At 68.9% G+C, this 13,025-nt stretch carries 10 protein-coding genes, 1 other RNA gene and 1 pseudogene; 5 read left to right on the top strand and 7 right to left on the bottom strand.

The window, feature by feature from the left end; genetic code table 11:
* Window positions 1-1,198: immune inhibitor A domain-containing protein (locus VLJ82_RS18785; RefSeq protein ID WP_408664891.1), on the bottom strand; the 1,198-nt coding region annotated here is incomplete at its 3' end.
* A 475-nt stretch (window positions 1,199-1,673) separates the two neighbouring features.
* Here VLJ82_RS18785 and VLJ82_RS18780 point away from each other — a divergent pair.
* Genes VLJ82_RS18780 through VLJ82_RS18765 form a run of 4 tightly spaced genes read left to right on the top strand, consistent with a single transcriptional unit; the run spans window position 1,674 to window position 7,163 of the window.
* Window positions 1,674-2,810, top strand: coding sequence for a HesA/MoeB/ThiF family protein (locus tag VLJ82_RS18780; RefSeq protein ID WP_408664890.1), 1,137 nt, complete (start codon window positions 1,674-1,676; stop codon window positions 2,808-2,810).
* An 8-nt stretch (window positions 2,811-2,818) separates the two neighbouring features.
* Entirely contained in the window at window positions 2,819-4,084 is a 1,266-nt protein-coding gene (locus tag VLJ82_RS18775) for an MFS transporter (protein WP_408664889.1), read from the top strand.
* The gene (locus VLJ82_RS18770; RefSeq protein ID WP_408664888.1) at window positions 4,081-5,985 is read left to right on the top strand and encodes a prolyl oligopeptidase family serine peptidase; all 1,905 of its coding nucleotides are present in this window, start codon (window positions 4,081-4,083) and stop codon (window positions 5,983-5,985) included. The genes VLJ82_RS18775 and VLJ82_RS18770 overlap by 4 nt, the downstream gene beginning before the upstream one ends.
* Window positions 5,982-7,163: a CapA family protein gene (locus VLJ82_RS18765; protein WP_408664887.1), complete on the top strand. Its 1,182-nt coding sequence runs from the start codon at window positions 5,982-5,984 to the stop codon at window positions 7,161-7,163. The genes VLJ82_RS18770 and VLJ82_RS18765 overlap by 4 nt, the downstream gene beginning before the upstream one ends.
* A gap of 200 nt (window positions 7,164-7,363) precedes the next feature.
* Here VLJ82_RS18765 and ssrA read toward each other — a convergent pair.
* Window positions 7,364-7,739: a transfer-messenger RNA gene (ssrA, locus tag VLJ82_RS18760) on the bottom strand.
* Between the two features lie 178 nt (window positions 7,740-7,917).
* Here ssrA and VLJ82_RS18755 point away from each other — a divergent pair.
* Window positions 7,918-9,393, top strand: a complete 1,476-nt coding sequence (locus VLJ82_RS18755) for a CHAD domain-containing protein (protein WP_408664886.1) — start codon at window positions 7,918-7,920, stop codon at window positions 9,391-9,393.
* 18 nt (window positions 9,394-9,411) lie between these two features.
* Here VLJ82_RS18755 and VLJ82_RS18750 read toward each other — a convergent pair whose 3' ends face one another.
* The 5 genes and pseudogenes from VLJ82_RS18750 to VLJ82_RS18730 all read right to left on the bottom strand — a co-directional run.
* Window positions 9,412-10,353: a GNAT family N-acetyltransferase gene (locus VLJ82_RS18750; RefSeq protein WP_408664885.1), complete on the bottom strand. Its 942-nt coding sequence runs from the start codon at window positions 10,351-10,353 to the stop codon at window positions 9,412-9,414.
* Between the two features lie 16 nt (window positions 10,354-10,369).
* Complete coding sequence (locus VLJ82_RS18745; protein WP_408664884.1) at window positions 10,370-11,293, bottom strand: amidohydrolase family protein; 924 nt, start codon at window positions 11,291-11,293, stop codon at window positions 10,370-10,372.
* Complete coding sequence (gene smpB, locus VLJ82_RS18740) at window positions 11,293-11,793, bottom strand: SsrA-binding protein SmpB (protein ID WP_408664883.1); 501 nt, start codon at window positions 11,791-11,793, stop codon at window positions 11,293-11,295. Before smpB ends, VLJ82_RS18745 begins: the two co-directional genes overlap by 1 nt.
* Before the next feature lie 10 nt (window positions 11,794-11,803).
* Window positions 11,804-12,721: a permease-like cell division protein FtsX gene (gene ftsX, locus VLJ82_RS18735; protein ID WP_408664882.1), complete on the bottom strand. Its 918-nt coding sequence runs from the start codon at window positions 12,719-12,721 to the stop codon at window positions 11,804-11,806.
* Between the two features lie 60 nt (window positions 12,722-12,781).
* Window positions 12,782-13,025, bottom strand: a pseudogene (locus tag VLJ82_RS18730) (cell division ATP-binding protein FtsE); the annotation flags it as partial.

The raw sequence follows: 13,025 nt of genomic DNA, 5'->3' as shown, positions 1-13,025 counted from the left end.
TGCTCTGCGTGCCGGCGCCCTTGTCCACCTCTGTGTACTTCAGCCAGCCGAGGAAGAGCTTCTCCTCTGGGCCCATGAGGCCCGGCGTGGTGCCGATGCCCTCGTTCGCGTCAGCACCATGACCGAGCCACGAGCCAGAGCTCATGAGGGTCCAGAACGCGGTGCCGTTCTCACCGCCGGCGGTGTCGTAGAAGTCCGGCAGGCCGAGGTCGTGGCCGTACTCGTGCGCGAAGACACCTAGGCCACCGTTCTCCGGCTCGACGGTGTAATCACCGATCCAGTAGCCGGTGTTGCCGATCTGCGTGCCGCCGAAGAGCACCGGCGTGCCGCCGACTGTGGGACCGGTCTTGCCGAAGTCGGACTCGTTGACGTACCAGCGGTGCGACCAGATCGCGTCCTCGCCGCCGTTGCCGTCCTCACCCTCGCCCGCGTGCACGGCCTGGAAGTGATCGAGGTAGCCGTCCGGCTCGTCGAAGTTGCCGTCGCCGTCGTAGTCGTAGCGGTCCCAGACGTCGAAGGAGGCCAGCTGGGCCTTGATGTCGGCGTCCGACCGGCCGGCGGCGACCTGGGCGCTGTACCAGGCGTTGCCGGTGTCGGCGATGAACTGCCAGGCGCCGCCGTTGTTCTCCACGGTGTTGTCACCGTAGGTGGAGGCGTTGTTGGGCACCTGCACCCAGTTGCTGACGTCACCGTCGACGGTGTAGTGGCCGGCCGACTGGGCCGAGTAGAAGTTCTTGAACGACTCACCCGGGCCGAAGAACAGGTCCAGGTAGTACTGGCGGTTGAAGTCGCTGCGCCAGTTCGTGCTGTTGTCGACGCTGCGGTTCGGCTGGGCGATCTGGTTGTGCTGCGGGCCGGGGGTGGTGCCGAGCTTGCCGCTGCCGGCGGTGCCGAAGTCGGCCAGGATGGTGAACACCCGGCCGGTGCCGCTGACCGCCGCCTGGTAGTACTTGTCGTCGGCGAGCTTGACGACGCCGTCGGCGTTGGGGGCCGCCTTGCCGGACAGGATGAGCTTCTGCGCCGCCTTGCGGCGGGCCTCCTGACGAGCAGTCAGGGGTCCGGGGTGGTTGTCCGGCCGGCTGACCGCCGACTTGGACGAGTCCGCGGCGGCCGGAGCCGCCGTGGCGTGGGGTATCGCCGACACGCTGGCCAGCGTGAGGGCTACGGCGCCGAGGACGCCGGTCGTGAGCTTATGCACAGACCTTTCCTCCATGGGATGGGGATGAGAGGGAGATGTGACCTTGTGCACCCTAACCGGCGAACCGCCGAAAGTCAGCCCCCAGTTGTAACCGGTCAGTGGCACCAGTCGGCGGCGGACGTGACGGGGCGGCACGGGCGCACCCGTACGTCCTTCGAAAGAGGTTCGCCGGCTACGGCGGTAAAGGTTGTAAAAAGTTCTTTCTAGGAAATCTTGACTTTATTCTATAACAGCGCATTCTGGACACCTCTCGGCTTATCGAACGAGTGCCGGATATCGCAGAAAGGCAGAGGAGGTGAGTGGCATGCAGAAGAGCATGAAGATCCGCAAGGTCGTGGTTCTCAAGTCGGGCAATAGCACGCGCTGAGCCCCAGCACGCTGATGTCCTCCCCGCTGTGCGCGGAGGACATCAGTGCATGTCGATATTTCCATTCTCGTGCTGAAATGTGTCCCGCATAATCTGCCGGAGGCATAAATGTCCGCAGTTCCGTTACCCACCCTGCCGCGGCTGAAGACGATCTACGACGTGCTGTACCTCAACGAGCGGATCCGGCTGGGCTCGGGCCCGTCATATGCGGACGAGATCGTCGATCCCGACGGCAGCTACGCCGCGCTGGTGCGGATACTGGACGGCACCCGGTCGGTATCCGAACTGCAGGGCCAGCTCACCGAGTCACTCGATCCGGACGAGGTGCTGGACGCCCTGCGACAACTACTGGCCGGAGGTTTCCTGGAGGATGCCGCCGAGGTGCCGCCCGACAACCTGAGCGGCAGCGATCTCAAGCGGTACGCGCCGAATCTCGACTTCTTCCGTACCGTCGTGGCACCTGGCGAGAGCTGTTTCACCCCTCAGTCGAAGCTGAAAGATACCCGGGTGCTGCTCTTGGGCCTGGGCGGTATCGGTTCCAACGTCTGCATGGCCCTGGCCGAACTCGGCATCGGTCATATCTTCGCCGTCGACTTCGATCGGGTGGAGCTGAGCAACCTGAACCGCCAGGTCCTCTACTCCACCGATGTGATCGGACAGCGCAAGGCCGACGCTGCTCGGCAGCGGATACGGAGTTTCAATCCGGATATCGAATTCGAGGTTTCCGACCGGCGACTGACGTGTCTAGAAGATGTCCGCGAGGCTGTCGACCAGGCCAGACCCGACTTCGTGTTCTGCCTTGCGGACAAACCGAACGGTTTGATCGATTTCTGGGTCAATGAAGTATGCGTCCAGAGTTCTGTTCCGTACGCCGCCGCAAGTGTGAGCGCCCGGGTCGGAACCGCCTATACCGTGGTGCCCGGCAAAGGTCCTTGTTATCAGTGCCGGATCGACTCAGAAATTGCGCTCGCACCCGAACTGCAAGAGCCGCTGGACTATATCCGGGAAAATCACATCAATGCCCGTAACGCCGCGATGGGGCCGCCCTGCATGTTTCTGGCGTACTTCCTCTCCTACGAGATGCTGCGCCACCGCCTCGACTTCATGGGCGAGATTCTGGCCTCGCACCGGCTGCTGGAGGTAGATTTCGTTACCTTCGCCCAGCAGTGGCATGATTTCGAACGACGGCCCGACTGCCGGGTGTGTGGCGCCGTGCCAGCCGTGGGAATGACGTACCCAGCCTGACGGGAAGGGTGATCGATCTGCCCGAGAGCGCCGAACTTCCGACCATTCCGCTGCGCCGGCATCGGGTATATCAGGCGGTGATCTGGTCCCAGACCTGTACCGATACCTGCGAGCAGTTCCTGATCATGGCGATCACCTGGGCTGCCCTGCACGAGTTCGGCAGTGCTCGCCTCGGTCTGGTGCTCGCGGCGTGGGCCATCCCCCGAGGGGTGCTGTTGCTGTTCGGCGGCGTGCTGGTCGACCGCTCGGACAAGCGTTCGCTGACCGCGGTGGTGGGGTGCCTGCTCTGCGCGCTCACGGTGCTCGCGGCGGTGGTGACCAGTTCCGGGAACTTCTACGCCTGGATCAGCGTGGCCATCGGCCTCGGCGTGCTGGACGCGGTCCGGCTGCCGGTGTCAGCCACCATGTTGCCGAGCTATCTGAACCCGCTGCAGCTGGTGAATGCCAATCGCTGGAACGGCATGCGGGAATGGGCCACGCTCGCGGCCGGCCCCGCGGTCGGAGGTGGCTTGGTCGCCGCCATCGGCACCTACCGGACCTTGCTGGTCTCGGCCGCGCTCTACCTGATCAGCGCGGCATTGATGGTGTTGGTCCCGGCGGTCCGGGCACCGAGCGAGGAGGAGCGAGGCAGTGTGCTCGCCGACCTGCGCGGGGGCCTGCGGTACGTGATGCGGGACGTCCAGCTGCGTGTCCTGCTGCCCGGCTTCGCGCTGGCCAACCTGTTCGTGCTCGGCCTCATGGCGGTGGCCGTGCCGGTGTTCGCCAAGAACGTGCTGCACTCGGGCCCGCAGGGCTTGGGCGCCCTGAGCGCCAGCCTCGGCGTCGGGCTGGTGGTGGGCACGTTGGGGTGCAGCAGGCTGCCCGAGCGGTGGAAGACGTCGCAGCGGCAGATCTTCCTGCTGTTCATGGTCAGCGACCTCATGCTGGGAGCGGTCGGCGTGATGCCGAACCTGGCCACCGGATGCGCGGCCTACCTGCTCAGCGGCCTGTTCGCCGGACCGGCGGCGACGTTCTACCGGACGTTGCTGCAGACCATCCCACCGGCCAACTACCTGGGGCGGGTGAACAGCATCGCGCGGGCCACCTCATTCGGCCTGGAACCGATCTCGGTCTCGATGGTGGGCGGGCTGACCGCCCGGCTGTCCGCGCGCACCATCCTGGTGGCGGGTGGGCTGATAGCTGCCGCGGTCGACTTCACCGGTTCGGCGTTGAGCACCCGGGCCGGCGCGGACGTTGAGATCAGCGATGCCGATGCGGCAGTAGCCGGCCCATGACCAGCTGGCAGCGCCGGCTGGCCGAACTGTCCCCGCTGCGGGAGACCCTCGTTGCCGAGTTCGCCGGCCGGGCCGCCGAGGCTCCCGGCCAGCTGTTGGCCGCCTTCACGACCGCCCGCGGACGCTACGAACTGTGGGAGGAACCGGACGCCTCGACACCGGAGTTGCTGCTGCACACCTCGGACGGGGCGCACCGGGTGCTCGACTTCGCCGACCACCCGGCCGAGGGCCGGGAATTCCTGCTGGGCAGCGTGGCCGTGTCCGAGGACGGGCGGCTGCTGGCCTACACCGTCGACGTGGACGGCAGCGACCGGTACCAGCTGCGAGTGGTCGAGCTGGACGCCCCGTCGGGTGCTCGTACCGTGCGCTCGGCGGTGAGCTCGGCCGTCGGCTGGCACGGTCGGGACTTGGTCTTCACCGAACCGGACGAGGCGCTGATGCCCTCGACGGTGGCACAGATATCGGCTGCCGGGCACGGCTACCGGGTGCTCTGCCGGGCCGGCGCAGCAGAATACTTCGATCTCAACCAGGCCTCGGACGGCCGGACCGTGGTCATCAGCCGGGAGAGCCATGCCGGCAACCACCTGCTGCTCCTGCCCCCGCAGGCCACCGCGCCGATCCCGGTGGAAAACTTCGAACCGGGCGACCGGGTCCAGTTCGACACCGCGATGGGGCATGACTGGTTGCTGCATGCCTCTCCCGGTCGCTCGGACCGCCTGCTGGTGCGCCGCGCCGGCGGCGAGTGGCAGCTGCGCTGTAGCGCTGCCCCGGCTGCCCAGTGGGAAGAGGTGGTGGCCGTCTCGGGGGCGGCGCTGATCGTGGAACGGCAGGGCGGCGGCCAGCGGCTCAAGACGGTGACCGCCGGAGCCGGCATCGGCGATCCGGTCGACGTCCGTTTCGGCTCCGACGATGGGCTGGCCGCCCTGTCCTTCGTGCCCGGCTTCGATCCGGCCGGCACCGAGGCCCTCGTGGTCCGGGAGAGCTGGCAGTCGCCCGCCCGGCTGTACCGGATCTCGGCTGCCGATCGTTCGGCGCAACCGATCGATGCGGCTCCGCCGCCGGCCGGCACGCCGGTGATGCGGGTCATCCGGCTACGAGCGCGCTCGGCCGACGGGGTCGAGGTACCGCTGACCTTGTTGGGCCCGGCGGACCGGCCGGCGCCGTGGCCCACCGTGCTGTACGGCTACGGCGCCTACGGAGTAGCGCTGGACCCGGGCTATTCGCCCTTCCGGCTGTCCCTGCTGGAGCGCGGGGTGGCATTCGCGCTGGCGCACGTGCGAGGTGGCGGCGATCTCGGCGAGCCCTGGCATGACGCCGGCCGGCAGGGCGGCAAGCTCCATGCGATCGAGGATTATCTGGCCTGCGCCAGGCACCTGGTGGACGAGGGTTGGGCAACTGCCGACACCTTGGTGGCGCGCAGCCGCAGCGCCGGGGCGGCAGTGGTCGGAGCCGCGCTGAACCGGGTGCCGGAACTGTTCGCAGCCGCGGTGCTCGAGGTGCCCTTCGTCGACTGCTTGCGAACCCTGTCCGACCCGGCGGCTGCCCTCACCGAGCTGGAGTGGGCCGAGTGGGGCAACCCCCTGCTCGATGAGCAGGCACGGGCGCAGATCGCCAGCTGGTCACCGGTGGACAACGTGGTCCGTGCCGCCTACCCGGCCATGCTGATCACGGCGGGACTGGCCGATGCCAGGGTCTCGGCGGAGGAGCCGAGGCGCTACAGCGAAGCCGTCCGGGCTCATTCCACCTCCGGCCGGCCGGTGTACCTGAAAGAGGATGCCAGCGGCCATCTGGGTCATTCGGACGTCTACGAGGACTGGTACGACGAGGCCGAGGTGCTCGCGTTCATCCTCGACCGCGTCGGCAGGGCGCACCCCGCCCCCGTGGCCGAACCGATCCGATGACCGGCGATCCGGTGCGCCTGCTCTGCGTCGGCGATGTCTTCTTCGACCGGCCGGCCGGCATGGGCGACCTGTCGGGACTTCGGGAGCTGCTCGCCACCGGTGACATCGTGTTCGGCAACTGCGAGGGGAACTACTCCGACAGCTCGCAACGATCGCCGCATGCCCGCGGTCCCCAGATCGCGGCACCGACCCAGCTCGGGTGGCTGGCCGAACTCGGCTTCTCGGTGATGTCGGTGGCGAACAATCACATCGTGGACGGCGGCCATGAAGGGCTTCGGCAGACCCTGACCCGGCTGACCGAGCTGGGCATCCGGACGGCCGGAGCGGGTGAGAACCTGGTCGCTGCGGCTGAACCGGCCGTGCTGGCGGCCGGTGGCCTGCGAGTCGCGGTCATCGCGGCGTCATCGGTATTCCCGGTCGGATACGAAGCCCGGCCGGGCGTTGCCGGGCTGTTGCCGTTACGGGCCTACACCTTCTACCTCAACCCGACGCCGGACGAGTGGAACCCCGGCATGCAGCCGAGGGTGATCACCGCGATCGACGAGAACGACTCGAGCGTGCTGGAGGCGGCGATCTCGGCGGCGCGCGAGCATGCCGACGTGGTGGTGGCCAGCATCCACTGGGGCGATGTGACCAAGCGGCATGGCCTGACCGACCACGAGCCGCAGGCCGCCCAGCTGCTTGCCGAGGCCGGCGCGGACCTGGTGCTGGGCCATCATCAGCACACCGTCCGCGGAACGAGCTTCATCGGCGCGACCCCGGTCTTCTTCGGCTTGGGGCACGTCGCGTGCGACCTACCGCGGTTGGCCGAGGATCTGGCAGCCGAAACCGAGGAGGTTTCCTACTCCGACGAGGCCGCCTGCCAGACACTGTTCGGTGACTACGGCATCTACCCGCGAGCCGACTATCCGCTCCTGCCGTTTCATCCGGACTCCCGGTTCACCGTGGTCGGACGGTGCGACCTGACGGCGGGCGGGGTCGAGTCGGTGGGAATGTACCCATGCTGGATCGGACCCGACGGTTCGGTGGACCCCCTGGCGGCCACCGATCCACGAGTGGCGGACTGGCTGCGCTACCTCGTCGAGAGCATGGCGGCGCTCCCCGAGCCGGCCACCGTCGTGCCGGGCACAGACGGCGCTCTTGCCTATTGGCAGCTGGTGCCCGCATCCAGTCCCTGAACGCTACGCCTGGCAGTTGACGGTGGTCAGGCGGTATCGGTGGTGGACCGGTTGCCGCCCTGCAGGGTCACGGTCCGCCGGACAGTGCCGCACCGCGGGGGTCGAAAGTCGGGTCTGTCCCCAGCGTGTGGCAACCAATCAAAACGCCCGGCCGACCTTGGCCGGCATCTATTCGGACCGTGGTTGGAATAAGCGTGTCATGGTGGAGGTGCCGGGAATCGAACCCGGGTCCTTCGTCGTGTTGATGGGTCTTCTCCGGGCGCAGTGTGCTTCGCCTCTACTCGGCCCCACCGATCATGCACACGAGTCGGTGTGACAGGCCCAGTCGCTGTGAGTTGTCCCGTCCTGCCCCGCGACCGGCCAGGACGGTGAGCCACCTAGCTGATGCCAGCATCCGGGCCGGTGACGAACCCGGGCTGACAGACCCGTTCCGCTACTTAGGCAGCGAGAACGAAGTCAGCGCGATTGGAATCGGCGCTTATTTTTGGTTGCATCGCTTTTTTAACGAGGTCAGCAATGCGGTCCTCGGCCCGCTTCTCCTCATCTCAACGTACGAAGTCGAGACCATTCACCCCCTTCTGGACGGATATGCCCGCCCGTCGAGTTCCGACCGCGAACCCGCGGCCGGCGCGATCCATTCTGCCATGGACGGCCGCCGCCCACGTCCTCGATCCGGCCAACTGCCTCGCCGATGCCACCCAGCAGTTACACAAGAAGTGGTATGCGCCCGCCCACCAGGCGGTAGAACTAGCTGGTGGCCGACACTTCTCGCGAGATCGAGACCAAGTTCGACGTCGCCCCGGACTTCGTGCTGGGCGACCCGGCCGACTTCGCCAAGCCCGGCTCCGGCATCGAGAGCCGCATCGTCCAGCTGGACAGCACCTACTACGACACCGCCGAGCAGGACCTGCTGCGCTCCGGGCTCAGCCTGCGCCGGCGCTCCGGCGACGACGACACCGGCTGGCATCTCAAGGTGCCCGGCGCGGGCTTCCGCACCGAGCTGCACTGGCCGCTGGCCGGCAACGAGCAGCCCCCGGACGAGCTGCACCGCCTGATCCGGCCCTTCACCGGCGGTGCGGAGCTGCTGCCCAGCGTCACCCTGCGCACCACCCGGGCCCGCCACCAGGTCAGCGACTCCGACGGTGACCTGGTGTTCGAGCTGGCCGACGACGAGGTGCGCGCCAGCTCCGAGGGCGCGCACGTCGCGGTGTCTCGCTGGCGGGAGCTGGAGGTGGAGCTCGGCCCGGGCGGCAGTGCCGCCGACCTGGAGCGGACCGCCGGCCTGCTGGTCAAGCGCGGCGCCTATCCCTCGCACGCCACCTCGAAGCTGCGCCGAGCGCTCGGCCGGCCGGACGCCTTCGACACCAGCACCGCAGGTGGCGTGCTGACCCGCTACCTGCGCATCCAGTGCGACGCGCTGACCGCCGGCCACTTCGCCATCCAGGACCGGCCGTTCGAGGCGAGCGCCACCAGCCAGCCGCACGAGGCGGTCCACCAGGCCCGGGTGGCCACCCGCCGGCTGCGGGCCGCCCTGCGGATCTTCGCACCGCTGTTCGACGCCGAGGCAGCCAGCCGCCTGCAGAACGAGCTGGCCTGGTTCGCCGGCGAGCTCGGCGAGGTGCGTGACTGCGAGGTACTGCGCAACCGGCTGGCCCGCGCGGTCGACGACCTGCCCGCCTACCTGGTCGTCGGCCCGGTCGCCGAGCGGATCGACGAAGTGCTGCTCACCGAGCTCCGCCAGCACGCCGCCGCGCTGCTGGCCACCCTGCACGACCAGCGTTACCAGGTGCTGGTGCAGGACCTGGCGCGCTGGCGGGAGCAGCCGCCCTTCACCCCGGAGGCTGATGGGCCGCCCAGCGTGCTGGCCGGCTACGTGGCCGCCGCCGAGCAGAAGCTCGCCAAGCGGATGAAGCGCGCGGCCGACGCCCACAACCCCGACGAGCTGCTGCACCAGGCCCGCAAGGCCGGCAAGCGAGCCCGGTACGCGGCCGAGGCAGCCGCCCCGGTGCTGGGCAAGAAGGGCAGCAAGGTGGCCAAGCGGGCGTCCCGGCTGCAGACGCTGCTCGGCGAGCACCAGGACGCGGTGGTTGCCACCGAGCAGCTCCGCCGGATCGCCGACCAGGTCTCCGACGAGGGCCAGAACGCCTTCACCTACGGGATCCTGGTGGCCGACCAGCGCCGGATCGCGGCCAACACCGCCGAGCAGGCGCGGGCCAGCACCGGTTCCTGACCCGCCGAAGCAACACTCTCAGCCGGCCGGTTCCACCCGGCCGTAGTGCGCGAGCACCCGCTGCACCTCGAAGCCCAGCGACGCGTACAGCGCACCGGCGCCGGAGGAGTTCTCCGAGTCGACGCCGAGGCCGGCCACCGCGAAGCCCTGCTCGGCCATCGCCCGCACCGACGCGGCCAGGCAGGCCCGGGCGAGCCCGGCACCGCGGGCCTGCTGCCGGGTGCCGACCAGGTGCACCCAGGCCTCCCCCGCCACCCACTGGCAGATCAGCACGTAGGCCAGCACCCGGCCGTCGGGGTTCACGCTGAGGTAGGAGCAGTCCGGCCGGAACGTCCGGGAGGTGAGCATGTTCTGCCAGTGCTCGGCCGTCACCGGGATCGAGCCCCAGTGGGTGCTGAAGGCGTCGTTGTGGGCCAGCCGCACCTCCTCGGCCAGCTCGGCGGAGTACCGCTGGACCGGCAGCTTCGGCGGCTCGGGCAGCACGCCGGGAATCGGGCGGGCCATCTCGTGGTAGTAGCGCACGATCGAATACCCGCGCCGCTCCAGCATCGGCCGGACCGAGGCGCCCTCGATGCCGCCGGACACCCGCAGCTGCACCGGCACGCCGGGGTGCCGCTGGCCTGCCAGCTCCAGCGCGCGGGCCTCCATCCGGTTCATGATCTCGGTGCCCAGGCCTTGGCCGCGCTGGTCCGGACGGACCCCGCCGATGATCTCGGCGCGGACCCGGCCCTCGAACAGCCCCGAGCTCACCCGCAGCTGCCCGAACCCGACCAGCGTGCCGTCCCGCCAGGCCGCCACGGTGTCCAGCCGCGGGTCGACGCCGGGCTCGTGCAGTTCCTCGGCCAGCGCCATCGCGTCGTAGAACTCCTCGGTGCCGTCCGCGACCGCCAGCAGGTTGGTGAGCTCGGCCCAGTCCCCCACCGTCTCGACGCTCAACGGCCGCCAGTCCGTGGTTGCCACCGCCGACACGTCCACCTCACAACCCCATCAACGTCGCGCCGTTGTGCCACAGCACCTGCCGCAGCCAATCATCGCCGAAGTTCCACTCCAGCAACGACTGGACCTGCCGGGCGTAACGGTAGGGAATGTTGGGAAAGTCGCTGCCCAGCACGATCCGGTCGCCCAGGTCGCGGTAACCGGCCAGCACCTCGGCCGGCACCGGCGCGATCCGGTCCAGGTACGGGGTGGCGACCATGGTGGTGTCCAGCCGCACCCGCCGGTAGCGGCGAGCCAGCTCCAGGTGCTCGGCGTACTCCGGCGCGCCGGCATGCGCGATCACCAGGGGAAGGTCCGGATGCCGGCGCAGCACCTCGCCGATCGGCCCGGGGCCGGTGTGCGCACCGGGCAGCGGGCCGGACCCGCAGTGCACCACCACCGGGACGCCGGCCTCGTCGAGCAGCCCCCAGGCGGCGTCCAGCACCTCGTCGCTCGGGTCGAAGCCACCCACCTGGACGTGCACCTTGAACACCCGGGCGCCGGCCTCCAGCGCCTGCCGGACGTAGCCGGCAACGCCGGGCTCGGCGAAGAACGTGGCACTGTGCACCGCCTGCGGGTGGCCGGCGGCGAACTCGGCACACCAGTCGTTCAGCCAGGCCGCCATCCCCGGCTTGTGCGGGTAGCACAGGGTCGGGAACCGCCGAACCCCGAGCGCGGCCAGGGTGGCGATCCGGTCGTCCTCACCGGTGCGGTAGCAGATCGGCCAGGCCATGCCGTAGTTCTGCTCGGCCCGGTCGAAGTACTGCCAGACCTTGGCCAGCATGCCCGGCGGGAGGAAGTGCACGTGGATGTCGGCCAGCCCCGGCAGGCCGAGCGAGCGCCAGACGTCCGGCACCTCGGCGTCGGTCAGCTCGCCGGGCCGGCCGGCAGCGGCCCGGCTGCCAGCACCGCCGGCCGCACCCATCAGTCGGTGCGGCCCTTGGCCCGCCGTCCCAGCACCCGGCTGATCTCCCGGGCGGCGTCCCGCTTGGCCAGGTCCTGGCGCTTGTCGTAGGTCTTCTTGCCCCGGGCCAGGGCGAGCTCCACCTTGACCTTGCCCTCGGTGAAGTACAGCGACAGCGGCACCAGGGTCAGCCCGGACTCCTTGGTCTTGCCGATCAGCCGCAGGATCTCGCCCTTGTGCAGCAGCAGCTTGCGCACCCGGCGCGGGGTGTGGTTGGTCCAGGACCCGAAGGCGTACTCGGGAATGTGCACGTTGTGCAGGTACACCTCGCCGTCGTCGATGGTGGCGAACCCGTCGACCAGCGAGGCCCGGCCCAGCCGCAGCGACTTGACCTCGGTGCCCATCAGCACGATGCCGCACTCGTAGGTGTCCACGAGCTCGTAGTCGTGCCGGGCCTTCTTGTTCTGGGCGATGATCTTGCGGACCGGGCGGTTCGACGATCCCGCGACTGCACTAGCCATACCGAAGAAACTACAGCCGGACGTAGAGCCGCAACGTCAGCCAGGCAGTCAGCGCGGCCAGGATCACCCCGGCGATCAGGCCGACGCCGCCGGCCAGGATGATGTCGTTGCCCGAGATCGGTTGCAGGATCTTCGAGCGCACCTGGTCACCGAGCAGGCCGTCGAGGAAGACCACCTTGGCCACCCAGTTGCCCACCATCGCCAGCACCGCGCCGACCACCGCGGCCAGCATCGCCTCGATCACGAACGGCAGCTGGGTCATCCACCGCGACGCCCCGACCAGCCGCATGATGCCGGTCTCGTTGCGCCGCTGCTGGGCCGCGGTCTGGATGGTGTTGGCCATCTGCAGCAGCGCGCAGATCAGCACCACGAAGAACATCACGAACGAGCCGACCCGGCCGGTGTCGAACAGCCGCAGCATGGTCTTGAGGCTGACGTCCTGGTTCTGGATCTGCTCGACGCCGGCGACTCCCGCGTAGCGGGCCGCCACCGGCTGGTAGTCGGCCTTGAGGTCGCGCAGCTTGATGGTGAACGACGACGGGATCGCACCGGGGCCGGCCTCGTCGACCACCTTCGCGCCGAGCCGCTGCTTGGCGATCTGGGTGGCCTGCTCCTCGTTGAGGTACTGCACGCTGGTGATCTGCGGGTCGTTGTTCAGCTTGGCCTGCAGCGCCAGCCGTTCGGCGTCGGTCACCTTGTGCTTGCAGGGCGAGCCGGGACTCTGGTTGGAGGTCTCGGTGCACAGGTAGATCGAGACGTTGATCTTGTCCTTGTACGCCTCCTGGGTCTTGGAGATCTCCTTGTTGATCAGCAGCGCCCCGCCCAGGAAGAACAGCGCGATCGCGGTGGACAGCACCAGCGCGATGGTCATGCTGGCGTTGCGCCGCAGCCCGGTCGCGACTCCGGACATGAGATAGCTAGCACGCATGGCGGGTGCACTCCGTTCGGGTTTGGCGCAGCGGCTGGGACGGGCGGGGCAGGATGAGCCTCACCGGCCGATGCCGTAGACGCCGCGGTTCTGGTCGCGGACGACGTGGCCGAGCTCCAGCTCGATCACCCGCCGCCGCATGGCGTCGACGATGTTGTTGTCATGGGTGGCCATCACCACCGTGGTGCCCTTGCGGTTGATCCGCTCCAGCAGGCCCATGATGCCCTGGCTGGTGTCCGGGTCGAGGTTTCCGGTCGGCTCGTCGGCCAGCAGCACCAGCGGCCGGTTGACGAACGCCCGGGCG

Source organism: Jatrophihabitans sp., from assembly GCF_035474675.1.
Classification (GTDB): Bacteria; Actinomycetota; Actinomycetes; order Mycobacteriales; family Jatrophihabitantaceae; genus Jatrophihabitans_A.
Note: the sequence above shows the minus strand (reverse complement) of the source record. Positions and strands in the feature narration are given on the sequence as shown.

Coding starts and splice junctions, on each gene's coding strand:
- VLJ82_RS18780 (WP_408664890.1), top strand. CDS start 1,674: ATGTCCGCAGTTCCGTTACCCACCCTGCCGCGGCTGAAGACGATCTAC.
- VLJ82_RS18770 (WP_408664888.1), top strand. CDS start 4,081: ATGACCAGCTGGCAGCGCCGGCTGGCCGAACTGTCCCCGCTGCGGGAG.
- VLJ82_RS18765 (WP_408664887.1), top strand. CDS start 5,982: ATGACCGGCGATCCGGTGCGCCTGCTCTGCGTCGGCGATGTCTTCTTC.
- VLJ82_RS18745 (WP_408664884.1), bottom strand. CDS start 11,293: ATGGGTGCGGCCGGCGGTGCTGGCAGCCGGGCCGCTGCCGGCCGGCCC.
- smpB (WP_408664883.1), bottom strand. CDS start 11,793: ATGGCTAGTGCAGTCGCGGGATCGTCGAACCGCCCGGTCCGCAAGATC.
- ftsX (WP_408664882.1), bottom strand. CDS start 12,721: ATGCGTGCTAGCTATCTCATGTCCGGAGTCGCGACCGGGCTGCGGCGC.